Annotated in this window: 22 protein-coding genes and 2 pseudogenes; 8 read left to right on the top strand and 16 right to left on the bottom strand. The window is 73.2% G+C overall.

The window, feature by feature from the left end:
* Positions 1-23: 23 nt before the first annotated feature.
* On the top strand, positions 24-479 hold the full coding sequence (locus OO47_RS00505) for a tellurite resistance TerB family protein (RefSeq protein WP_030211416.1): 456 nt from the start codon (positions 24-26) through the stop codon (positions 477-479).
* A 63-nt stretch (positions 480-542) separates the two neighbouring features.
* Here OO47_RS00505 and OO47_RS00500 read toward each other — a convergent pair whose 3' ends face one another.
* Together OO47_RS00500 and OO47_RS00495 are read right to left on the bottom strand one after the other, a co-directional pair.
* Positions 543-1,595, bottom strand: a complete 1,053-nt coding sequence (locus OO47_RS00500) for a M56 family metallopeptidase (protein ID WP_030211414.1) — start codon at positions 1,593-1,595, stop codon at positions 543-545.
* 5 nt (positions 1,596-1,600) lie between these two features.
* Positions 1,601-2,026: a BlaI/MecI/CopY family transcriptional regulator gene (locus OO47_RS00495; protein WP_078489409.1), complete on the bottom strand. Its 426-nt coding sequence runs from the start codon at positions 2,024-2,026 to the stop codon at positions 1,601-1,603.
* A gap of 372 nt (positions 2,027-2,398) precedes the next feature.
* On the opposite strand from OO47_RS00495, the gene OO47_RS00490 reads away from it, so the two are divergent.
* A complete protein-coding gene (locus OO47_RS00490; protein ID WP_030211411.1) occupies positions 2,399-2,890 on the top strand; it encodes a hypothetical protein in 492 nt (163 codons plus the stop codon).
* Positions 2,891-2,952: 62 nt separating this feature from the next.
* A complete protein-coding gene (locus tag OO47_RS00485; protein ID WP_030211409.1) occupies positions 2,953-4,389 on the top strand; it encodes a flotillin family protein in 1,437 nt (478 codons plus the stop codon).
* Positions 4,390-4,454: 65 nt separating this feature from the next.
* Here OO47_RS00485 and OO47_RS00480 read toward each other — a convergent pair whose 3' ends face one another.
* Both OO47_RS00480 and OO47_RS00475 read right to left on the bottom strand, forming a co-directional pair.
* Positions 4,455-5,729, bottom strand: a complete 1,275-nt coding sequence (locus tag OO47_RS00480; protein WP_033207520.1) for a cation:proton antiporter — start codon at positions 5,727-5,729, stop codon at positions 4,455-4,457.
* Positions 5,730-5,736: 7 nt separating this feature from the next.
* A complete protein-coding gene (locus OO47_RS00475; protein WP_030211405.1) occupies positions 5,737-6,222 on the bottom strand; it encodes a cation:proton antiporter regulatory subunit in 486 nt (161 codons plus the stop codon).
* 261 nt (positions 6,223-6,483) lie between these two features.
* On the opposite strand from OO47_RS00475, the gene OO47_RS00470 reads away from it, so the two are divergent.
* Positions 6,484-7,593, top strand: coding sequence for a sensor histidine kinase (locus OO47_RS00470; protein WP_078489408.1), 1,110 nt, complete (start codon positions 6,484-6,486; stop codon positions 7,591-7,593).
* Positions 7,594-7,649: 56 nt separating this feature from the next.
* The gene (locus OO47_RS00465) at positions 7,650-8,309 is read left to right on the top strand and encodes a response regulator (protein ID WP_030211401.1); all 660 of its coding nucleotides are present in this window, start codon (positions 7,650-7,652) and stop codon (positions 8,307-8,309) included.
* On the opposite strand, the gene OO47_RS38695 is transcribed toward OO47_RS00465, so the two are convergent.
* The 4 genes from OO47_RS38695 to OO47_RS00450 all read right to left on the bottom strand — a co-directional run bounded on the left by OO47_RS38695 (position 8,269) and on the right by OO47_RS00450 (position 11,397).
* Positions 8,269-8,433: a hypothetical protein gene (locus tag OO47_RS38695; RefSeq protein WP_407696258.1), complete on the bottom strand. Its 165-nt coding sequence runs from the start codon at positions 8,431-8,433 to the stop codon at positions 8,269-8,271. The two genes, OO47_RS00465 and OO47_RS38695, sit on opposite strands and share 41 nt — an antisense overlap.
* Entirely contained in the window at positions 8,403-9,011 is a 609-nt protein-coding gene (locus OO47_RS00460) for a hypothetical protein (protein ID WP_030211399.1), read from the bottom strand. The genes OO47_RS38695 and OO47_RS00460 overlap by 31 nt, the downstream gene beginning before the upstream one ends.
* A gap of 157 nt (positions 9,012-9,168) precedes the next feature.
* Positions 9,169-10,854, bottom strand: a complete 1,686-nt coding sequence (locus OO47_RS00455) for a PP2C family protein-serine/threonine phosphatase (protein WP_167345328.1) — start codon at positions 10,852-10,854, stop codon at positions 9,169-9,171.
* A 141-nt stretch (positions 10,855-10,995) separates the two neighbouring features.
* Entirely contained in the window at positions 10,996-11,397 is a 402-nt protein-coding gene (locus OO47_RS00450) for a VOC family protein (RefSeq protein WP_030211394.1), read from the bottom strand.
* Positions 11,398-11,696: 299 nt separating this feature from the next.
* Between OO47_RS00450 and OO47_RS00445 the strand changes: the two genes are divergently transcribed.
* Positions 11,697-12,368, top strand: a complete 672-nt coding sequence (locus OO47_RS00445; protein ID WP_078489407.1) for a TetR/AcrR family transcriptional regulator — start codon at positions 11,697-11,699, stop codon at positions 12,366-12,368.
* A gap of 240 nt (positions 12,369-12,608) precedes the next feature.
* Positions 12,609-13,709, top strand: a complete 1,101-nt coding sequence (locus tag OO47_RS36735; protein ID WP_051715765.1) for a hypothetical protein — start codon at positions 12,609-12,611, stop codon at positions 13,707-13,709.
* A gap of 32 nt (positions 13,710-13,741) precedes the next feature.
* Here OO47_RS36735 and OO47_RS00435 read toward each other — a convergent pair whose 3' ends face one another.
* On the bottom strand, positions 13,742-14,095 hold the full coding sequence (locus tag OO47_RS00435) for a VOC family protein (protein WP_234323041.1): 354 nt from the start codon (positions 14,093-14,095) through the stop codon (positions 13,742-13,744).
* An 86-nt stretch (positions 14,096-14,181) separates the two neighbouring features.
* On the opposite strand from OO47_RS00435, the gene OO47_RS00430 reads away from it, so the two are divergent.
* Positions 14,182-15,132: a helix-turn-helix transcriptional regulator gene (locus OO47_RS00430; RefSeq protein WP_033207517.1), complete on the top strand. Its 951-nt coding sequence runs from the start codon at positions 14,182-14,184 to the stop codon at positions 15,130-15,132.
* 355 nt (positions 15,133-15,487) lie between these two features.
* On the opposite strand, the pseudogene OO47_RS37540 reads toward OO47_RS00430, so the two are convergent.
* From OO47_RS37540 to OO47_RS00400, 7 genes and pseudogenes are all read right to left on the bottom strand, one after another.
* Positions 15,488-15,754: pseudogene (locus OO47_RS37540) on the bottom strand (ABC transporter ATP-binding protein); the annotation flags it as partial.
* 129 nt (positions 15,755-15,883) lie between these two features.
* A complete protein-coding gene (locus tag OO47_RS00425; protein ID WP_456114891.1) occupies positions 15,884-16,423 on the bottom strand; it encodes a FecCD family ABC transporter permease in 540 nt (179 codons plus the stop codon).
* Positions 16,424-16,538: 115 nt separating this feature from the next.
* Positions 16,539-17,576 (bottom strand): annotated as a pseudogene (locus OO47_RS33200) (ABC transporter substrate-binding protein).
* Between the two features lie 175 nt (positions 17,577-17,751).
* Positions 17,752-18,285, bottom strand: a complete 534-nt coding sequence (locus OO47_RS00415; RefSeq protein WP_030211382.1) for a copper chaperone PCu(A)C — start codon at positions 18,283-18,285, stop codon at positions 17,752-17,754.
* Complete coding sequence (locus OO47_RS00410; RefSeq protein WP_030211380.1) at positions 18,282-20,591, bottom strand: heavy metal translocating P-type ATPase; 2,310 nt, start codon at positions 20,589-20,591, stop codon at positions 18,282-18,284. Before OO47_RS00410 ends, OO47_RS00415 begins: the two co-directional genes overlap by 4 nt.
* Positions 20,591-20,803, bottom strand: a complete 213-nt coding sequence (locus OO47_RS00405; RefSeq protein WP_033207514.1) for a hypothetical protein — start codon at positions 20,801-20,803, stop codon at positions 20,591-20,593. The genes OO47_RS00410 and OO47_RS00405 overlap by 1 nt, the downstream gene beginning before the upstream one ends.
* A gap of 159 nt (positions 20,804-20,962) precedes the next feature.
* Positions 20,963-22,414 carry a PepSY-associated TM helix domain-containing protein gene (locus OO47_RS00400; protein WP_030211377.1) on the bottom strand — a complete coding sequence of 484 codons (1,452 nt, stop codon included), beginning with the start codon at positions 22,412-22,414 and terminating at the stop codon, positions 20,963-20,965.
* Positions 22,415-22,421: the final 7 nt, after the last annotated feature.

Genomic DNA, 22,421 nt, shown 5'->3' with positions numbered 1-22,421 from the left:
GGCAATCGACGTCGGGAGTGCTCATGGCCCTGTGGGACCGCATCAAGGAATCCGCATCGACGATGCAGACCCAGCTGGTGGCGAAGAAGAACGACCTGAAGAGCGGCGCCTTCCGGGACGCGAGCATGGCCATGTGCGCCCTCGTCGCCGCCGCCGACGGCACGATCGACCCCTCCGAGCGGCGCCGGGTCGCCCAGCTCATCGCGACCGACGAGGTGCTGCAGAACTTCGACGCGCTCGACCTCCAGCGCCGCTTCGACGCCAACCTGGACAAGCTCACCGCCGACTTCGACTTCGGCAAGGTCGGCGTCCTCCAGGAGATCGCCAAGGCGAAGAAGAAGCCGGCCGAGGCCCGCGCCGTCGTCCAGATCGGCATCGTCATCGGCGGCGCCGACGGCGACTTCGACAAGACGGAGCAGGCCGTGGTGCGCGAGGCGTGCTTCGCCCTCGGCCTGCCGCCGCACGAGTTCGACCTCTAGGGCCTGTCCACCCGACCCTGATCCGCCGGACAGGCCCTGGCGACTCGTCCCACCAGCGGCCCGCTACACCGACGTGGTGGCGGCGTGCAGCACGAGGTACAGCGTGACCGCCGAGTTGGCCGAGGAGAGGGCCGAGACCGTCGTGCCGAAGGCGGCGCCCCAGGCGGCCAGGCCGGCGGCCGTGCACACCGGAGGCCAGGCGCGGCCCACCGGGGCCGGGCGCATCAGGGCCGCGACCCGCCGGGGCACCGGGCCCACCGCCGCCAGGGCGGGGAGCGTGGCGGCGGGGGCGCGCGGGGCGAGCAGCGCGGCCCTGCCGATCGCCCGGGCCACGGTCCGGCGGCTGCCGACCTCGGCCGCCGCCTCCTCGTCGGCCCAGCGCTCGGCGGTGTACGCGACGGCGGTCCGCAGCGGGCGCAGGAACGGGTTCGCGCGGGCCGCCAGGTGGACCGTCAGGAGGTGCCGGTGGTGACGCCCGTTCAGATGGGCCCGCTCGTGGGCGAAGAGCGCCCGGCGCTCGGCGGACCCGAGCCCGGCGAGCATCCCGGTGCTGACCACGACCCGCCCGCGGCCGTTCCGGCGGCCGTTCCCGCGGCCGTCCCGGCGGCCGTTCCCTGGGCCGTCGCCGCGCCCGCCCTCACGACCGTTCCCCCGCTTGTTCCCCCGCTTGTTCCCGCGCCCGCTCCCGCGCCCGCCGGGGAGCGCGTACGCGTACGGGGTGCGGTCCGGCAGCACCGCGACGGACGTCGGCGGCAGCCCGGCCAGCGCGCCCGCCGTCCGGCGGCGCACCCGCGCCTGCCGCCACGCGGCGACGGCGCAGGAGACCAGGACGGCGAGGAGCGCGGGGATGGCCGCCCGGCCCGCGATCTCGTCGTACGGGACGGCCGCGCGCACGTCGGGGTCCGACCAGCTGTCGGGGAGCGGGTTGCCGGGCAGTTGCGCGGTGCCCACGATCATGAGCAGGCCGAGGCAGAGCGTGCTGCACACGGCGGAGACACCGGCGACGGCGGCGAGCAGCCGGGTCGCGGTACGGGGGTGGAGCCGCTGTTCGGCGAGGCGGGCGACCGGCCACGCGGTCAGCGGAAGGACCAGGGGAAGGAAGACGAAGACTCCCATGGCGGTCAGCCTTCCTCCTCCCCGGCCTCCGGGGAGGGGAGCTCGGCCTCCGGGGAGAGGAGTTCACGAAGGAGTCGCTCGTCGTTCGGCGAGAGTGCGGTCACGAAGCTGGCCAGGACCGCCTGCCGGTCCGCCTCCGCGTCCAGGACCTTCCGCATCCGCAGCGCGGCGAGCCCCGCCTCGTCCGCGACCGCCGTCCACCGGAAGGACCGGCCGTCGCGCTCGCGTTCCACGGCGCCCTTCGCCCGCAGGCGGGTCAGGATGGTGATCACGGTGGTGTAGGCGAGGCCGCCGCCGAGGCGTTCGCGCACCCACGCCACGGGCACCGGTTCGGTCGCCTCACGCAGGGCGGCGAGCACCTGGGCCTCCAGCTCGCCCTGCCCGCGCCTGCGGGCCGAGGGCTCCGCCCCGTCGCCGCTCCGGTCCATCATGCCGCCGCCCTTCCGTCGCCGCGCCCGGCGGTCCCGTCTGCCGCCCGCCCGGCCGGCGGACCATCGTACTGAGCGGGCGGAGGAACCGTACGCGGGGAGCCGGGCGTCCCGTGCCGTACAGGGGCGTCCCGGCCCTCCCCGGCGGAAAGGAATTCGGGTAGCCTCGCGACGACAGGGGAATTCACCACCGCAATACCGGTGGGAGCGTCCATGGGTAACCGGCACCCATGTTCCGCAGGCCTATGCCATGGGACAATGGGGTACTTCCCGACGCGGGAACATGATTTCACGGCTCGGCGCGAGAACGCGCACGCGAGAACCCGCGGGCGCGGAGGCGCGAGCCGATCACGGGGGCCGAGGGGGCACAGCGACATGGTTTGGTTTCTCGGATTCGGAATCGCCGGACTGGCCGTCCTGGCCCTCTCCCTCGTTTTCGACGGCGTCCTGGAAGGCATCGGCATCGGGGTGGACGGATTCCTGTCCCTCCCGGTGATCGCCGGTTTCGTCTCGGCCCTCGGGTTCACCGGGGCCATCGCCACCGGCGCCGCCGGTGCGGGCGTCGTCACCGCGACCGTCGTCGGGGTCGTGGCCGGCGCCCTGGTGGGCTGGCTGACCTGGCGGTTCAGCCGGGCCCTGCTCCGGGACGACGCGCCCGCGCCGCGTGGCGAGGACCTGACCGGGACGTCGGGCACGGTCGTCACGGCGATCCCCGCCGCCGGCTACGGCGAGGTCCTGCTGTACCTGGGCGGGCAGCCGGTGAAGTACGCGGCGAAGGCCGCCGCGCCGGTGGCGCGGGGCGCCGAGGTGTGGGTCGAGTCCATCCTCTCCCCGACGTCGGTCACCGTCCGTCCCGTCGAGCGCTGACCCGGCGCCCGCTTTTTCTTTCCGCTCTTTTTCACCCACGTTCCACTCAAGGGGATTTCGCCATGAGTCCTGTACTGACAGCGGTCCTCGGGATCGTCGTCCTCGTCGTTCTGCTCGGCCTCGTCGTCGTCACCCGCTACAAGGTCGCGGGACCGAGCGAGGCGTTCATCATCACGGGCCGACGCGGCAAGAAGGCCACCGATCCCGCCACCGGACGCGTCTTCACCGACAACAGCGGCCAGAAGGTCGTGGTAGGCGGCGGCGTGTTCGTCGTCCCGTTCGTGCAGCAGAAGTTCACCCTCGACCTCTCCAGCCGGCACATCCCGGTCGCGGTGCGCGGCGCCGTGACCCTGCGCGGCGTGAAGGCGAACCTGGAGGGCGTCGCGATCGTCAAGGTCGGCGGCACCGAGGACTCGATCCGGGCGGCCGCGCAGCGCTTCCTGATGCAGCAGGACGGCATCGTCGGCTTCACCCAGGAGGTGCTGTCCGGCGCGCTGCGCTCCATCGTGGGCCGCATGTCGGTGGAGGACATCATCCGGGACCGCGCCGCGTTCGCCGGCCAGGTCGCCGAGGAGGCCGAGGCCAGCCTGTCCGGCCAGGGCCTGGTCCTGGACGCCTTCCAGATCCAGGACATCACCACCGAGGGCTCCTACCTCGAAGACCTCGGGCGCCCCGAGGCCGCCCGCGCCAAGCAGGAGGCGGACATCGCCGAGGCCGTCGCCCGCCGCACCGCCGAGCAGGCCCGGCTGAAGGCGGAGGAGGAGATCGCCGTCGCGCAGCGGACCCTCTACCTGAAGCAGGCCGAGATCAAGGCGCAGACCGACGAGGCCGCCGCCCAGGCCAACGCCGCGGGGCCCCTCGCCGAGGCCGCCCGGCAGCAGGACATCCTCACCGAGCAGGAGAAGGTCGCCCAGCGGCAGGCCGCGCTGACCGACCGTCAGCTCGACACCGAGGTCCGCAAGCCCGCCGACGCCGCCCGCTACCAGGCCGAGCAGGAGGCCGAGGCCCGCCGGATCGCCCTCGTCAAGCAGGCCGAGGCCGACGCCCAGCGCTCCCGGCTGACCGGTGAGGGCGAGAAGGCGCACCGCGCCGCGCTCGCCGACGCCGTGCGGATCGAGGGCGAGGCCGAGGCCGCCGCCATCGCCGCGCGGGGCGCCGCCGAGGCCGAGGCCATGCGCAAGAAGGCCGACGCCTTCGCCCAGTACGGGGACGCGGCCGTCCTCCAGATGCTCGTCGAGGTCCTGCCGCAGGTCGTCGCCAAGGCGTCCGAGCCGCTGTCGGCCGTCGACAAGATGACGGTCATCTCGACCGACGGGGCGAGCCAGCTGTCCCGTACGGTCGCGGACAACGTCGCCCAGGGTGTGGAACTGCTCTCCGCCACCACCGGCGTCGACCTGGCACAGCTCCTCCAGGGCATCACCCGGAAGCAGAAGCCGAACGGGGCAGAGCCGCACCGGCCCCGGGAGGCCCAGGGCGAGGCCGTCGAGATCACCGGCTGAGGGACGGGCACGGAAAGGCCCGGGGGAGGTCGCCCCCGGGCCTTTCCCGTACCCACGACGTGGCGTCAGACGCGGCCGGGCGCCCCGCTGCCCGCCTCCACGTCGCCGCTGCCGGCCTTCGTGAGGTCCGTGACGGGCTCCGCGGCCGTCGCCCCGTCTCCCGCGACCGGGGTCGTCGGCGTGCCCCGGCGACGGGCGACGTAGGCGGCTATCGGCTCGGTGAAGCGGGCGGTGAGCGGCCCGATCACGACGAGGACCAGGACGTAGGCGGTGGCGAAGGGCCCCATCTGCGGCTGGACGCCGGCGCTGACGGCCAGTCCGGCGATGACGATGGAGAACTCGCCGCGCGCGACCAGCGTGCCGCCGGCCCGCCAGCGGCCCTTGACCCCGATCCCGGCCCGGCGCGCGGCCCAGTACCCGGTGGCGATCTTGGTCAGCGCGGTGACGATCGCCAGGGCGAGCGCCGGCAGGATGACCGGCGGGATGCTGGCGGGGTCGGTGTGCAGACCGAAGAAGACGAAGAAGACCGCGGCGAACAGGTCGCGCAGCGGGCTCAGCAGGGTGTGGGCGCCCTCCGCGACCTCGCCGGAGAGGGCGATGCCGACGAGGAACGCGCCGACGGCGGCGGAGACCTGGAGCTGCTGGGCGACACCGGCGACGAGCAGGGTCAGGCCGAGGACGACCAGGAGCAGCTTCTCGGGGTCGTCGCTGGAGACGAACCGGGAGATCAGGCGCCCGTACCGCAGGGCGAGGAAGAGCACGAGCCCGGCCACGCCCAGGGCGATGGCGAGCGTCACGCTGCCGGCGGCGAGGCCGACGCCGGCGAGCAGGGCCGTGACGATGGGCAGGTAGACGGCCATCGACAGGTCTTCGAGGACCAGGATGCTGAGGATCACCGGGGTCTCGCGGTTGCCCAGGCGTCCGAGGTCGCCGAGGACCTTGGCGATGACTCCGGACGAGGAGATCCAGGTGACGCCCGCCAGGACGACGGCGGCGACCGGCCCCCAGCCGAGCAGCAGCGCGGCGACGGCGCCCGGCAGGGCGTTGAGGGTGAAGTCGACGAGCCCGGCCGGGTACTGGGTCTTGAGGTTGGAGACGAGGTCGCTCGCCGTGTACTCCAGGCCGAGCATCAGGAGCAGGAGGATGACCCCGATCTCGGCGCCGATGGCGATGAACTCCTCGCTGGCGCCGAGCGGCAGCAGACCGCCGTTGCCGAAGGCGAGGCCCGCGAGGAGGTAGAGCGGGATCGGGGAGAAGCTGAACCGGGCCGCGAAGCGGCCGAGCAGGCCCAGGCCGAGGATGATGGCGCCGAACTCGATCAGGAAGACAGCGGAATGCACCTTCGCCTCACTCCCGTCCGAGAATCGCGGCCGCGGCGTCGACGCCCTCGCGGGTGCCGATCACGATGAGCGTGTCGCCGCCCGCGAGCCGGAAGTCCGGCGCCGGGGACGGGATCGCCCCGGAGCGGCGCAGTACGGCGACGACGGACGCGCCCGCCTCGGTGCGCATCCGGGTGTCGCCGAGCACGCGCCCGTTCCAGTACGAGTGGGCGGACAGCTCGATCCGCTCGGCGACGAGTCCCAGGTCCGTGGTGTGCAGGACGTTGGGGCTGTGGTGCGCGGGCATCAGCGCGTCGATCAGGGAGGCCGTCTCCCCCTCGGTGAGGTGGAGGGACTGGGCGCAGGCGTCGGGGTCGTCGGCCCGGTAGACGTTCACCGTCCGCGTTCCGTCGCGGTGCGCGATGACCGAGAGGTGCTGGTGTTCGCGCGTCGTGAAGTCGTACTGGACTCCGATTCCGGGCAGGGGTGTCGTTCTGGTCCGTGGGGCAGGCACTGGCCCGTCGCCTCCTGTCGTCGTGACCGGCCGCGGCCGGTCGGGGCCGGTCGCCGGCCTGTCGTGGAAAGGGGTGCGCCACGGGGGGAACGGCGCCGTCCCGCGCCCCGCGGCCCCGTTATGGTGCCATCCGCGCGGAGACGCGGAACATGGGTGTCAGCACGGATGGACAGAACACCGACAAACCGGTCAGGATGAGGCGGGACACGGGTCCCGCCGCGGGCCGGAGGGCGCGCGGTGCGCACGGGGAGAGGCGGGACGGTGTCGCTGTACTGGCGCCTCTTCCTGCTGAACGCCGCGATCCTGGTCGTCGCCGTGCTGCTGCTCTTCGGCCCCGTCACGGTCTCCACCCCGGTCCTCGTCGGCGAGGCGTTCGTCCTCGTGGCCGGCCTGGTGGCGATGCTCGTGGCCAACGCCTTCCTGCTGCGGGTGGGCCTCGCGCCGCTCCAGCGCCTCACCCGGGTGATGCGGACGGCGGACCTGCTGCGGCCCGGCCGGCGCGCGGAGGTGGCGGGCCGGGGCGAGATCGCGGACCTGACCCGTACGTTCAACACGATGCTCGACCGGCTGGAGGCCGAGCGGGCCGCGAGCAGTGCCCGGGTGCTCTCCGCCCAGGAGGCCGAGCGCCGGCGGATCGCGCAGGAGCTGCACGACGAGGTGGGGCAGACCCTCACCGCCGTCCTGCTCCAGCTGAAGCACTCCGCCGACCACGCCCCCGCCGACCTGCGGGCCGAGCTGCTCCAGGCGCAGGAGACCACCCGGGGCAGCCTCGACGAGATCCGGCGGATGGCGCGCCGGCTGCGGCCGGGCGTCCTGGAGGAGCTGGGCCTGCACAGCGCGCTCAGGTCGCTGGCGTCGGAGTTCTCCACGCGCGGTCTGACGGTGCGGCCGCACATCGAGGCCGGTCTGCCGAAGCTCGACCACGAGACGGAGCTCGTGCTCTACCGGGTGGCGCAGGAGGGCCTGACCAACACGGCCCGCCACTCCGGCGCGAGCCGCGTCGACCTGTGGCTGCGGCTGCTGCCCGGGGGCGGGGTGGGCCTGCTCGTACGGGACGACGGCCGGGGCATCGGGAACGCGCCCGAGGGCGCCGGGCTGCGGGGCATGCGCGAGCGGGCCCTGCTGATCGGCGCGGAACTGACGGTGCGTGGCGGCCGGACCGGGGGGACGGAGGTCCGTCTGGGCACGACGGGCGGCGCGGGGGCACGCCGTATCGAGGCGGAGGACGAACTGGAGAAGGGTCCGCAGGACGGACCGGAGGATGAACCGGAGAAGGGTCCGCAGGACGGACCGGAGGACGGGCCGGACAAGGGTCCGCAGGACGGACCGGAGAAGGGTCCGGAGGGCGGACCGGAGAAGGGAACGCCGTGACCGGTGGCACCGCGAAGAGGGGACGTCATGACCGGCGACGCGAGGAGGGCGGCGTCGTGACCGCAGCGGAACCGACCCGCGTCCTGCTCGCGGACGACCACGCCCTGGTGCGCAACGGGGTGCGGCTGATCCTCGACGCCGAGCCGGACCTCACCGTCGTCGCCGAGGCCGCGGACGGGGCGGAGGCCGTCGCCCTGGCCCGCTCCGAGCGGATCGACCTGGCCGTCCTCGACATCTCCATGCCCCGCCGGACGGGGCTCCAGGCGGCCCGCGAACTCAGCCGCCTCCAGCCGGAGCTGAGGATCCTGATCCTCACCATGTACGACAACGAGCAGTACTTCTTCGAGGCGCTCAAGGCCGGGGCGAGCGGTTACGTCCTGAAGTCCGTGGCCGACCGGGACCTGGTGGAGGCGTGCCGGGCGGCGGTGCGCGACGAGCCGTTCATCTACCCCGGCGCCGAGACCGCCCTGATCCGCACCTACCTCGACCGGGCGGAGCAGGGCAGGCCCCTGCCGGACAAGGCGGTGACCGAACGCGAGGAGGAGATCCTCAAGCTCGTCGCGGAGGGGCACAGCTCGAAGGAGATCGCGGACCTCCTCGTCATCAGCCCCAAGACCGTCGAGCGGCACCGGGCCAACCTGCTCCAGAAGCTGGGCATGCGCGACCGCCTCGAACTCACCCGGTACGCGATCCGGGTGGGCCTGATCGAGCCGTAGAGCCGCCCGGGGCGGAGGCCCGGGCGGCCCGCAGCAGCTCCTCGTACCGCGCCACGCCCGCGTGGTCGCCGGCGATCGCCGCGTAACGCCGGGTCAGGCCGTCGGGTGGCGGTCCGGCGTACAGGACGATCCCCTCGCCGCGTACGGGGTCGTAGGCGAGCCGTTCGCGGTGCAGCCGCTCGACGGTCGCGGCGAAGGGGTACGGGGCCGGGGCCGCACCTTGCCCGTCGCCCAGGCCGGGTCGCCGGCTCCCGACCGGGCGGCGAGCCGGGCCACCATGGCCCGCGGAGTGGTCGTGGCCGTGCGCCGCACGTTCCTCTCCCCCGCGAAGACCTCGCCGTCGGGCGTCACCATCGCGTCGAGGCCGAAGGGCCCGGCGTACCCGCGCGCCGCGAGGAGGCCGCCCAGGGCGTGCCCCCAGGCCTCCAGGGTGGCCGCGACGCGCGCCGCCGGGGCGGGCAGGGGCGAGAGGTAACCGGTGAAGGCGCCGTCCACGGTCCGCATCCCGCCGCTGAACAGCGCCTTCGTCCCGCCGGGCCCGGTCTCCATCTGGATGCTCACCGACCGGGCGGCGTCGATCCGTTCCTCGACGCCCCACAGCCCTCCGGGCCCGCCGGTCACGTCGAGGGCGGCCTCGGCCGCCGCCGCGGAGGCGTACGGGGCGCCGGGGACACCAGGACGTCGCCGGGCCGCAGCGGCCACGCCTCCCGGGGCGCCTGTTCCGCCCAGGCGCGGAGCACCCCGCGCTCCTCGGGGTCGACCGCGAGGTCGGAGACGAGGTTCGCGTGGAGGACGAGGGGTCCTTCCGGTCCCGTGGGGCCGGTGGGCTCCGTCGGACGCCCGGGGTCGGCCGGTCCCCTCAGACGCTGACGTGCAGGACGCAGATGTCGTCGCGGCGGGCGGCCGGGTCGACGAGGGCGCCCAGGATGTCGTCCAGGGGCCGTGGGCCGTCGCCGAGCCCGGCGACCGTGCGGGCCAGGTGGGCGAGGCCGTCGTCGAGGAGGACGCCCGGGGCCTCGACCAGGCCGTCGGTGAAGAACAGCAGGTGGTCGCCGGGCAGCAGGGGGATGGCGGACGAGTCGTAGCGGGGCGCGGTCGTGGCGCCCAGGAGGACGCCACGGGGCGACGGCAGGTACCGGGCCTCGCCGTCGCGCAGGAGCAGGGGCGGCAGGTGGCCGGCCTGGACCCAGGTGAGGATGCCGGAGGAGGGCTCGTACCGGCCCATGATCATCGTGGCGGTGCTGTAGGCGCGGTCGGCGCTGTGCCACAGGAGGGTGTTGAGCCGGGCGAGGATCGCGGCGAGCGGGGTGCCGGTGATGGCCATGCCCTTGGCGGTGAAGCGGAGCTGGGCCATCGTGGCCACGGCGTCGAGCCCGTGGCCGGCGACGTCGCCGACGACGAGCAGGGCGCTGCCGTCGGGCAGTTCGATGGCGCTGTACCAGTCGCCCCCGACGTTGAGTCCTTGCTGGAGGGGGTGGTAGGCGACGTCGACGGTGAGGCCGGCGAGGCGCAGCGACTGCTGGGGAAGGGGCAGCAGGGCGTGCTGGAGCCGGGCGGCGAGGACGCGCTCGGTCGCCAGCGTCTCCTGCTGCGCCAGGGCGGCCCGTTCGCGTTCGAGGAGCTGCTCCTTGGTCCGCTTCACGGCGGTGAGGTCCTGGAAGAAGCCGTGGACCTCGACCGGTGCGCCGTGGGCGTCCGCCTCGGCCTCCGCGACGATCCGGAGGTGCCGGACCTCGCCGCGGGGGGTGGTGATGCGGAAGGTGTGGTCGATGGGCTGCCCGTCCCCGAGGAGCCGGCGCACCTCGTCGCCCAGGGCGGGCAGGTCCTCGGCCAGGACGTGCCCGGGCAGCTCCTCCAGGGTCACGGGGCCGAGGGAGGGGTCGCGGGCGAAGATGTCGTAGACCTGTTCCGACCAGGTGATGGCGTTCCGGACGAGGTCCCAGTTGGCCCAGCCCATGTTGCCCAGGCGCTGCATCACCTCCAGGCGGCGCTGCTCGCGCTCGCCGCTGTCGAGGCGCACCCAGGAGACGATCAGGCCGCCCTGGCAGGCGGACGCGCGGACGGCGAACCGGGAGAGGCGGGGGATGCCGGCGAGCACTTCCTCGTACTCGAAGGGCTCTCCTTCGTAGCGGACGCCGTTCTCCAGCGCTTCCAGGTAGCCGCGCCACAGGTCCGTGCCGAGCACGCTCGGGTACGTCTCCAGGACGCTGAGTCCCACCAGCCCCTTGCCCCTGCGGCCCCCGATGTCCAGCGCGTCGGGCGAGGCCGCCGCGACCCGGAAGTCCTCGACGCCGCCGTCCGCCCCGTACAGCGGCACGAGGAAGATCGCGGAACCGGGCAGCCCGTCGAGCATCTCCTGGATCGCGGACTCCGTGAGGACGGGCGGGCGCGTGCCCGGGGCCGTCACCGTCGGCTGCCGGCGGGCCACGTAGCGGCTCGACGAGAAGACGGAGCCCTCACCGGCCGTGCGGGAGAGCGCGGTGGCTCCCCCGAAGCCGCTGGTTCCCGGCTCAGGCACGTCCAACTCGTCGCGGCTACCCGTCATGGAACGAGCATGCCACGGATGGCTTCCGGGACTCCCGGACGTCCCTCGTCCCGTCACCCGGATTCGGGAGCCCCTTCCGGGAGCACTCCGCCCCGACCGGTGGAAACCGGCCGGAAGCCCGCCCGTCTCCGGGTCGCGCCGCTACGCGGAGGGGTCGGCCGGGGTGACCCACTCGACGAGCTGGACGACGATGCCGTTCGGGTCCGTCATCTGGAACAGCCGCTCGCCCCAGGGCTCTTCGCGCAGCGGCATCGTGATCGGCGCGCCGGCCTCGCGCAGTCGGCGCTCCTCGGCGTCGAGGCCGCTGACGGTGAGCGCCAGGATCAGGCCGCCGGCCTGCCGGTCCCGCTGCTCGGGCGGGAGGACCTCGGCGCCGGTGCGGAGCAGCACGATGTCGGCGGCGGCGTCGGCCTCGCCCCGGGTGAGCGAGGCGAAGCCGTCGGCGGCCATGGCGACTTCGTAACCGAGGTGGGCGCAGAAGAACTCACGCGAGGCGTCCACGTCGGCGACGGTGAGGGAGAGGGTCGAGGTGGTGACCTTCACGGCGGCTCCTTGAGGGGTGCGGATGAATGACGAACGGGGTGTGGAGCGACCGGGCGCCCCGCGTGCCCCGGGAGGCACGTCCGGGAGGCGCGTCCGGGAAGCGGGCCTCCGGTCCGGCGGCGGTTGCCGGACGCGCCGGTCCGCATGCGCACGGTGCCGCGCTCGACGGGCCGCCCCTCCTCGTCGGCGGGGGTCCACCCCCGGTACGGAACAGCACGGTGCGTGCCGTTCGGGTGATCATCCTGCTTCCCCACCCGCGCCGTGTCAACGGCATGGTGCGTGCCGTTAGGATCCGACCCATGCCGAACACACCCCCGCCCCCACGGCGCCGGGGCACCGCACGCACCGACGCACTGCTCCAGGTGACGCTCGACCTGGCGGCCGAGGTCGGATACGCGGGCCTGAGCATCGAGGCCATCGCACGCCGGGCCGGGGTCGGAAAGCACACGATCTACCGGCGCTGGCCGTCCAAGGCGGCGCTGCTGATGGACGCCCTCAACCGCGCATGGACCACGGACCTGGACCACCGCGACACCGGCGACGTCCGCCGCGACCTGCGCGAACAGTTCGTCCGCTCCGCCGCGGCCCTGTCCGAACCGCCGATCGGACCGGTCTACCGCGCCGTCATCGCCGAGGCCCAGTCCGACCCCTCCCTCCGCGCCGCCCTGGACGAGCGCTTCCTGCGGACCGTCGAGCAGCGCACCCTGGACCGCATCGCCCGCGGCCGGGACACCGGCGAACTGCGCGCCGACACGGACCTGGCCTTCGCCACCGAAATCCTGTGCGGCGGCCTCTACTACCGCCACCTGCTCACGACCAGACCGGTCGACGAAACCGCGATCGACAAACTGCTGGACATGTTCCTGCGCGCCTACGCCACCGACCCGACCCCACCGGAGAGGCGAACGGGAGACCACCGGGCCCTCCCTGCGGAAAACCGCGGGACGAGGAGCGCGGAGAACCGGGCCTGACCAGGCGGTTCACCCCGTCCCCCGATCTCCCCGTGCACAGCGTTCCCTCCGTCGCGGAACGGCAGCCGCCCCCGCGATCACGGCCGGGCGGTTCTCCGCCGAGCCCGGCGGCCTCCCGGACGGCCGGCGCCGATGCCACGCGACCGGCGCCTTGCGCACTTTGTACGATGCGGTCGCTCGACAGACGTCCCGAAGGACCTCGCGGGCCGTCATGCCCCAGCGCCAGAGAAGACACCGCCCATGCAACGCCCGTCCGCTCCTTCCCGCCCGTCGCCGGATCCGGCGGCTCCCCGCGCCCGCTGGTGGCAGACCGTCCGCGCCCGCGCCGGGTTCTTCCTCGCCGTCCCCGTACTGGGGCTGATCAGCCCGTATCTGGGATTCGCGGTGATGGTCGTCGCCGTCGTCCTGGTCTGGAAGGACGGTTCCTGGAGCCGGGGCACGAAGGTGGTCGCCACGGTGGCGGCGTTCGCGCTGCTCGGCTCGGTCGCCCCGGACCAGCCCGAGGACGGAACCCGGGGCACCGCGGCACGGCCGGACGGGAAAGCCGCGGTGGGCACGGGCACGGCGGGCGCGGGCACGGCGGGCATCCCGGCCCGGACGTCTCCGTCTCCGTCGCCCTCGCCGTCGCCGACCGCCGAGCCCCGCCCCACGGCGAAGGACTACCGGGGGATGTCCCTGGACGACGCGCGGGAAGCCGCGGAGGCCGCTGGTTTCGGCGTGGACGAGCACGACGCGTCGGACCAGGACAAGAGCATCTGGATGCGGCTCAACTGGACCGTCTGCTTCCAGCGCACCGGCTGGACCTCGTCCGGCACGAAAACGATCGACTTCGGCGCGGTGAAGAAGGGCGCCCCGTGTCCCCGGGAGGACGGGGGCGCGGTCCCGTGGCCGACGATGCCGGACCTGATCCGGAAGACGTGGAGGACGGCGCACAAGGAGGTCGCCGCCCTCGGGACCGTACCGGCCGACCACGTCATGGCGTCCGCGGCGTACGTCAACGACCAGCTCCCCGACGAGGGGGAGTACGACGACTGGCGGGTGTGCGTGACCGACCCGGCGAAGGGCCGGGACGTCACCGTCGACCTGTGGGTGACACTCGAACTGACCCACCCGGACAACGGCTGCCCCGCTCCCGACGGGGAGGACGGCGATCGGCCGAGCCTGCCCGACCGGGACGACGACGGCGACCCCGACTACCGCGATCCGTTCCCCGGTGACCGGCACCGCAACAGCGCTTTCCCGAACGGACTGCCGGGCGGGTCGGGTGGCTCGTCGGACGGCGGCGGTGGCGGTGGCGGTGGTGGCGGCGGGTGGAACTGCCCCCGTACGCGTTGGTGCTGACGTACCGACGACACGCCGGCTGCGGGACGGGCTCAGATTCCGTGTGTCGCCAGGCAGAAGGGATGGCCCGCCGGGTCCAGGAGCACCCGCCACGCGTCGGGCTGCGGCTGGAAGGCGGGCAGGACGGCACCCAGGGCGAGCATCCTCTCCTGCGCGGCGTCCAGGTCGTCGACACCCAGTTCGAGGTGGGCCTGCTTGCTGTGGGCGGGGTCGGGCCAGGCCGGGGGCCGGAAGCCCTCCTGGCGGACGAAGCCGAGTCCGGGCGCTCCCGCCCGTCCCAGCAGGACGTAGTCGTCGCTGCGGTACAGCACGGGCAGGTCCAGGGCCGCGCCGTAGAAGCGGGCCTGTTCGGCCGGGTCGAGGCAGTCGAAGTCGACGGAAAGCATACGGATCTCCGGTGTGTTCATGAGAGGGGACCGTAGGCCACGACCCGGACAGGGCCTGTCCTGGTCGTACGGAAGACTGACCGATCGTGATCAGGACCTCTTCCCGTCTGTTGCGCCTGGTGTCGTTGCTGTCCGCGCGCCCCGAATGGACCTGCCGTGAACTGGCCGAGCGCATGGCGGTCACCGACCGCACGGTCCGCCGGGACGTCGCCCGGCTGCGGGACCTCGGTTACGGAGTCGAGTCCGCGCCCGGCCCCTGGGGCGGCTACCGGCTCGGCCCCGGTGCCCGGACGCCGCCGCTGGTCCTGGACGACGAGGAGGCCCTGGCCGTCGCCGTCGCCCTGCGCGAGGCCGCGCTCAGCGGAGTCCTCGGCACCGGGCAGGCGGCCCTCGCCGCTCTGCTCAAACTCCGCCAGAGCCTCCCCGCACGCCTCTCGGACCGGCTGAGCGCGCTGGACGGCGCCCTCGAACACACCCCTCGCTCCGGCGAACCGCAGATCGACTCGCTCGTACTGCTGGAACTCGCGCGGGCCTGCCACGGCGCGCTGCGCACCACCCTCTCCTACCGCGACCACGCCGGCCGGGCCTCCGTGCGGGCCGTCGACCCGTACCGCCTGGTCCACACCGGCATGCGCTGGTACCTGGTCGCCCGGGACGTCACCAAGCGGCAGTGGCGCACCTTCCGCGCCGACCGGGTGGTGAGCGTGCGTCCCACCGCCGATGCGGCCGATCTGACCGACCCGCCCGGCGCCGCGGCCCTGGTCTCCGACGGGATGGCAAGCGTCGTCTATCCGGTCTGTACGACGATCCGCCTTCCGCTGCCCCTGGACCACGCCCTGCGAAGAATCCCGCCCACCATCGGCACGCACAGCCCCGACGGCCCCGAAGCCACCGTGGTCCGGATCGGCGGCAACAGCGTCGACTGCCTCGCCGACTACCTCCTCGGCCTGGCCACACCCCTCACCGTGCTGTCCCCCGACGAGGTGCGCCAGGCACTCGTCCACCGCGCCCGAGCACTCCTGACAGCCAACCGCTGACGACGACCTCGACGAGAGCGCCCCGCCCTTCCCACCTCACCGAACCGGACGGGGCGCCGAAGCCCACGAGACACCCGCCGTGCACACCTGCCATCCATACTCGGCAAACCGCAGGTCAGCGGCCCTTCTCAACAGGCTCCAGAATCGCCACGCACTCCACATGATGCGTCACAAGAATAGGATCTACGCAAAACAGGTTAAGGGAAATCCCAGGTCAGAGCACCTCTACGTCCCATCAACGACATTCCCGATGTGCACTACGGGCACTGTGTGCGAAGACCGGACGAGGATTGCGCAGCCTCTCCTTTGCCGACGGCTTCGCCGGAACGGCCCACGCGTGCCGTGTGAACTCGCCCTACCCCTCTTCACGGGTCTCTCGTTGGACGAGCGGGGCCGCGGCGTACGCGATTCGGATCACGTCGTCCTGGTGGCGTTCGGCGTGGGCCTCGGCGTCGAAGACCTCGCGGAGGAGCCGGGGGGTGAGGACGTCGAGTACGGGCCCCGCTCCTACGGCCCTGCCCTCGTGGAGGACGACGAGGCGGTCGCAGAGGCGGGCTGCGAGATCGAGGTCGTGCAGGACGGCCAGGGTGGTGACGCCAGTGGAGCGGATCAGGTCCAGGAGGAGGGTGGGTTTGCCGCTGCCGTTGGGACCGACGAGGCCGACGATCTCGCCGGGGGTGGGCGTCGAGTGCGGTGCCGCGCAGGACGGGGGTGCCGGCGAGGGCGAGCCAGACGTTGTCGACGGTCGGCTTCATGCGGTGTCCATCATTGTGTTGCGGCGCAGCAGCCAGAGGAAGAACGGTGCTCCGAGCAGGGCGGTGAGGATGCCCAGGGGCAGTTCACTGGGTCGGATGACGGTGCGGGAGAGCAGGTCGACCAGGACGAGGTAGACCGCGCCGAGGAGTGCGGTCAGGGGCAGCAGGCGCCGGTGGTCGGAGCCGGTGGTGAGACGGACCAGGTGGGGGATCATCAGGCCGACGAAGCCGATGGAGCCGACGACGGCGATGACCGAGCCGGTGAGCAGGGCGGTGCAGACGAGGACCACGGCCGCGACGACGGGGATCTGGTTCCACTGGGCTCCCGCGACGCTGCCGAGCATCCAGAACCTCACCGTGCGCAGCTCGGTGGGTGTCGCCCACAGCTGGACGAAGCTGGTGGTGGAGAGCAGTACGTAGCCGACGGCGACTCCGGCGAGGACGAGGCGGGTGGGCGCGATCCGGCCCCGGCGGCGGCCGAGGGCGAAGACGGCGGCGCCGGCCAGCAGCGCGCCGAGGAACGCCGCACCGGCCACGCCCGTGCCGCCGAGTCCGATGCCGCCCAGGGTGATGAGGCGCTGATCGCCACGATCATGGCCGCGACGAGCGCCGCGGAAAGGACAGCCGCGATCGCGAGGAGGCCCGGAGTTCTCAGAACGCCTCGGGGTGCAGCACCTCGGCGACCTTCTCCACGGCGAGGTCGTTGCTGGGGCCGGGGTACATCGAGTCGGACAGCACCACGTACGTGTTCTTCTTCGAGGCCGTCCACTGGGGGAACTACTTGAGCAGCTTCTGGGCGTAGGCGGTGACGTTCGGGTCGTTGTAGGCGATGACGACGAGGGCTTCGACGTCGGTGGCTGCGACCTTCTCCTTGCTCAGGTCGGCGAAGGAGGTGTCGGAGGCGGGCTCGAAGGCGTTGGTGCCGCCCGCCTTGGCGAGGATGTCGTTGTCGACGCCTTTGGCGACGACCGCGCTGAACTCGTTGGCTCGCATGGACATGTTCGAGAAGAGGACCATGGTCTTGGGCTTGGGCTCGCCTTCGACCTTGGCGGAGATGTCGGCGATCCGCTTCCGGGAGCCGGCGATGATCTTCTCGGCCTTGTCCTCGTCTCCGAACACCTTGCCCATCTCCCGCAGCAGGGTGTCGCTGTCCTGGAGGGTCGTGCGGGACGGATCCTCCTCGCAGCCCTGCGGGGAGATGTAGGTGCGGGCGTTCACGGCCTTGAGCTGGTCGCGGGTGGCGAAACCGTTCTTGGCGTTGAAGCCGTACGAGGTGTTGGAGAGGACCAGGTCGGGCCGCTGCCGCAGCATGGCCTCCCGGGAGATGTCGAAGGCGTCGTTCTGCTTGGTGCCGCCGTTCGGCAGGGCCTTGATGGCGTCGGCGCGGCCGGGGACCTCGGACTGGCCGTAGCTCTGCTGGTTGGCGACGATCCGGTCCTGGACGCCGAGGGCGAGGAGGGTGGAGACCTCGGCGACCGAGGCACCGTTCATGACCACGACCCGCTCGGGAGCCTTGGTGAACGTCTGCTTCGTGCCGCAGTTCTCCAGCGTCACCGGATAGCCCGAGGCCGGTGCCGAGGCCGTCGCCTTCGCCTTCGCGTCGGCGTTCTCCGGTGAACCCGCGCAGGCAGCGGTGGTCAGGCCGACGGCCGCGATGAGGGCCGGTGCGGCAGGTCGATGGAACGGCATGGACGCTCCTTGGTGCCGGGCCGGTCCGTGCCGGTCGGTTCACGACAGGGGTCGGGGGAAAGGCTGCCCCGGTTCCCGTGACCCGCCACGCGTCTGAGCTCTCGGGGGGAAACCTGTTGCCGGGTCCTCGTGGAACCGTCACAGGGTCTCCCGACGCGGTCACGCGGAAACCCCGTCACCGTGACGGGACGGTTCCGAGGGGGGTGACGACCGCGTCGGCCGTGATCGGTCCCGCGCGTTCGAATGTGAGGACGAAGGTGATGCGGTCGCCGGGGCGCCATCGCGGTGACGCCCGTACGGTGAGGGCCGTGCCGAACGGGGACATGGCGAGCTCCGTGCGGGCGGGGACGGTGAGGAGGCCGTTCGGTTCCCGGTAGGCCCCGTTGGCCTCGTTCATGCGGTGCCGGGTGAGCTCGGCAGGCCCCGGGGACGCGCCGCGTACCGTCGCCGACGGGAGCCGGTCGGGGGCGCCACCGGTGTTGACGACCGGGAAGTAGGCGTTGGTGGGGCTTCCCGGGACGGCGGGCAGCAGCACGTGGCCCTCGCGGACCTCGATCCGGGCCGGGCTGCCCGCGTGCCCCGCGAGGGCCCAGGCGGAGAGGCCGAAGATCCCCGCGACTCCCAGGAGGAGGGCGACGGCACCGGTGCGGAGTGCGTCGGTGAGGCGGGCGCGGTCGTAGCGCCACGCGGTGGGCGGCGTCGTGTTCATCGCGCACCGGCCATGGGCCGGCCGGCGCCCGCCGGGCGGGTACGGGAGCGGCGGGCGGCTTCGGCCGTGCCTCCGGGCCGCCAGGTGCGCAGTCGCAGGCTGTTGGCGACGACCAGGACGGAGCTGGCGGACATGGCGAGTGCGGCGAGCATGGGGTTGAGCAGGCCGACCATGGCGAGGGGCATGGTGACGAGGTTGTAGCCGAAGGCCCAGGCGAGGTTGGTGCGGATCGTGGCGAGGGTGCGGCGGGCGAGGCGTACGGCGTCGGCGAGGGCTTCGATGTCCGCGCGGACGAGGGTGACGTCGGATGCGCCGATGGCGGCGTCCGTACCGCCGCCCATGGCGATGCCGAGGTCGGCTCCCGCGAGGGCGGCGGCGTCGTTGACACCGTCGCCGACGACGGCGACGCGGCGGCCCTCCGCGCGCAGACGGGCCACCAGCCGGGCCTTCTCCTCGGGGGTGCAGCGGCTGTGGACCTCGGCGATGCCCAGGTCCTCTGCGACGGCGCGGGCCACGGCCGCGCGGTCGCCGGTGGCGAGCACCGGGCGGACGCCGAGCCTGCGGAGCCGGTCGACCGCCCGGTAGCTGCCGGGACGGACCAGGTCGGCGACCTCCAGCAGGGCCTGTGCCTTCCCGTCCACCCGGACCACGACAGCGGTACGGGCAGCGTCCTCGGCCCGTTCCAGTGCTGTCCGCAGCTCCGCGGGCAGTTCCTCCGCCTCGGCTGTGACGACCTCGACCGTCCGCTTCCCCACCCGGCCGCTGACGCCCTTTCCCGTGAGGGCCCGGAAGTCGTGGACGCGGGGGATCGAGCCACCGCCCGGGGACCGGCGCGCGTGGGCGGCGATCGCCCGGCCGAGCGGGTGCTCGGAGCCGGCCTCGACGGCGCCGGCGAGCTTCACCGCGGTGGCCTCGCCGAGGCCGCCGGCCGCGGCGGTCACCCGGCCGACGCTCATGTGTCCGCTGGTGAGGGTGCCGGTCTTGTCGAGGACGACGGTGTCGATGTGCTGGAGCCCTTCGAGTGCTCGGGGGCCGCTGACCAGGACGCCGAGGCGTGCTCCGCGGCCGGTGGCCGCCATGAGCGCCGTGGGTGTGGCGAGCCCCAGGGCGCAGGGGCAGGCGACGACCAGGACGGCGACGGACGCGGTCACGGCGGCCTGGGGATCGCCTCCGGCACCGAGCCAGAAGCCGAGGACGGTGGCGGAGAGGGTGAGGACGATCGGGACGAAGACGCCGGCCACCGAGTCGGCGAGTCGCTGGGCGCGGGCCTTGCCGGCCTGGGCGTCGGTGACCATGCGGGTGATGCGGGCGAGCCGGGTGTCCTCGCCGACGGCGGTCGCGCGGACGACGAGCAGTCCGCCGACGTTCACCGAGCCGCCGGTGACGTCCTGGCCCGGGGCGACCTCGACCGGTTCCGACTCCCCGGTGACCAGCGACAGGTCGACGGCCGAACCGCCCTCGGCGACCTGCCCGTCCGTCGCGACGCGTTCACCGGGCCGTACGACGAAGAGGTCGCCCGTGCGCAGCTCCTCGACCGGGACGGCCACTTCGGCTTCTCCCCGGCGGACGGTGACCTCCTTGACGGCCAGGTCGGCGAGGGCGCGCAGCGCCTCACCCGTACCGAGCCGGGCGCGGGCTTCCAGGAAGCGTCCGAGGAGGACGAACAGCGGTACGCCGACCGCCGCCTCCAGATACACGTGGGCCATGCCGTCCCCGGCCGAGGGAAGCAGGGTGAAGTCCATGCGCATGCCCGGTTCACCGGCACCGCCCAGGAAGAGGGCGTAGAGGGACCAGGAGAAGGAGGCGAGGACGCCGAGGGAGACCAGGGTGTCCATCGTCGCCGTCGAGTGACGAAGTCCCCGCAGTGCCTGCCGGTGGAACGGCCACGAACTCCACACCGCCACCGGCGCGGACAGCGCCAGGCACAACCACTGCCAGTTCGTGAACTGGGCGGCCGGGACCATGGAGAGGATCAGGACGGGCAGGGACAGCAGGGCTGTGACGACGAGTCGTTGACGCTCCGGGTCGGTCCCGGTGCCTTCGTTCTGATCCGGGCCGGTCTCGGGCGTGGGCTCGGGGCGCGGCACCTCGGCCGTGTATCCGGCCGCTTCCACCGCCGCCACGAGGGCGTCCCGGGTGACCTCACGAGGGTGTGTCACCCGGGCCCGGCCGGTGGCCAGGTTCACCTCTGCGGCGACCCCCTCCAGTTTGCCGAGCTTCCGCTCGACACGGCGTACGCACGCTCCGCACGTCATGCCCCCCACGACGAGGTCCGTGACGGTTCCGGTCCCGGTTCCCGCGGTCATCAGTGGCCGCCCGAGTGGTGTCCGGGAGTGGTCCCGTCCTGCCCGGAGCCGGGCGGGGCAGGGCCCACGATGCCGGGTGCGACGGGTCCGACGGCGGCTCCCGCCGCGTAGGCGCCCGCGAACACCACCCCGAGAAGGAGCAGGAAGCCGCACACCGCGGGCGGCGGCAGGAAGCGGGCGAACGCCCTCGCGCGGACTGGCGTCTGTTCCACGGCAACGGCCTCCGGTCACATCCTTCTCCCTCCCGTCGACGGGAGGGAGGTATGACAGGGGTCGGATACCGGGGAGGGGTAGTTCCTTCATCATGCAGTGACGTGAGTCACATCGGGGAGTCGGCCCGGGGCCGCGCGTCGCAGCCCCGGGCCGGGCCGTCATGCCGTGCGGGCGCGCCGCACGAGTCCGACGACGACATCGGCGACCAGGAACACCGCGAGGGTGACGCCCAGCAGCGGCAGCGCCCATCCGAGTGCCACGACGGCCGGGACTCCGATGATCAGGACGGGCAGCGGGAGCTGACGCCACGCACCCCGCGCGGGCGCCTTGCCCAGGCGTCCGGAGCGGTCCTCGCGGGTGGGACGGCGCTGCCACCACATGCGGTAGCCCCAGAAGGTCACCAGGATCAGGCCGATCGCGACGAGCGCGAGGACGATCTGGTTGACGATGCCGAACAGCACGCCCATGTGCCCCTGGACGCCGAGCTTGGTCAGCTTCGCGAGGACCGGGTAGTCGGCCCAGCGCACGCGCGAGGTGACCTCGCCCTTCGCGGCGTCCACGGTCACGCTGTCGTAGTGGACCGGCCACACGTTGTCGGACTGCGCCACGACCCAGCCGCCGGCGGTGTCGGCGGGGGGCGTCAGCGTGACGGTGCCGCCCAGACCGGCCTTCCTCGCCGCCTCCAGCGCCTTGTCGAAGTCCGCCGGGTCCGCCTTCGGCGCCTCGCCCGCGCCCGTGTCGTGACCCGCGTGCCCCGCGTGCTCGCCGCCGTCCTCCGCCGCGGGCTCGGGGGCGTCGGGCAGCCGGGTGTCGAGCTCGGGCGCGTGGCCCCGCGCCGCGTCGAGGACCTGCCCGAAGCGCTCACCGGCGTAGTGGGACCAGGTCAGACCGGTGGCGCTCAGGAAGAACAGGCCCAGTGCGAGCCAGACGCCGGTCGCGGCGTGGAAGCCGCGCGTACGGCGTACGCCACGCGCCGAGCGGTCGGGCAGCAGGACACCGCGTGCCGACTTCGCCCGCTGTCCGCGGCTGCGGCCGATCCACAGCACGAGCCCGCCGGCGGCGATGACCCACAGCCAGCTCGCCGCGACCTCGGAGTACATCCGGCCGAACTCGCCCAGGTGCAGGTTGCGGTGCAGGTCGTCCAGCCAGGTCGTCGCCGGGGTCGAGCCGAACCAGGTGGTCAGCTCGCCCTTCACCTCGGCCGTGTAGGGGTCGACGAAGACCGTCCGCTGCTTCTCCCCGAGCTCGGGAAGCGACAGCTCGACGCGGGTCGTGTCCTCGGGACCCGACGGGGTGATCACCGAGGTGAGGGTGCCCTCGGGGTGGGCGGCCCGGGCGGCGGCTATCTGCTCGGACAGGGGCAGCACCCGCTCGCCGGTCTGCTCCACCCGCAGCTGGTCTCCGTAGAGGAGCTGGTCGAGCTGGGGGGTGAAGGTGTAGAGGAGGCCGGTCAGGGCGGCGACGAAGAGGAAGGGGGCGACGAACACGCCGGCGTAGAAGTGGAGCCGGACGAGCAGGGCGCGTACGCCCTGCCGGGACCGGCCCGAAGGCGCCTCGTCCGGCGCGCCGGAGGGATCTCTCGGTCTGGTGGATTCGGTGACGGAAGACATGTGTGTG

Origin of the sequence: Streptomyces bikiniensis, assembly GCF_000716625.1 — a bacterium.
In the GTDB taxonomy this organism is placed as follows: Bacteria; Actinomycetota; Actinomycetes; order Streptomycetales; family Streptomycetaceae; genus Streptomyces; species Streptomyces bikiniensis.
The sequence above is the reverse complement of the archived record's forward strand: the minus strand, read 5'-3'. Positions and strand labels throughout refer to the sequence as shown.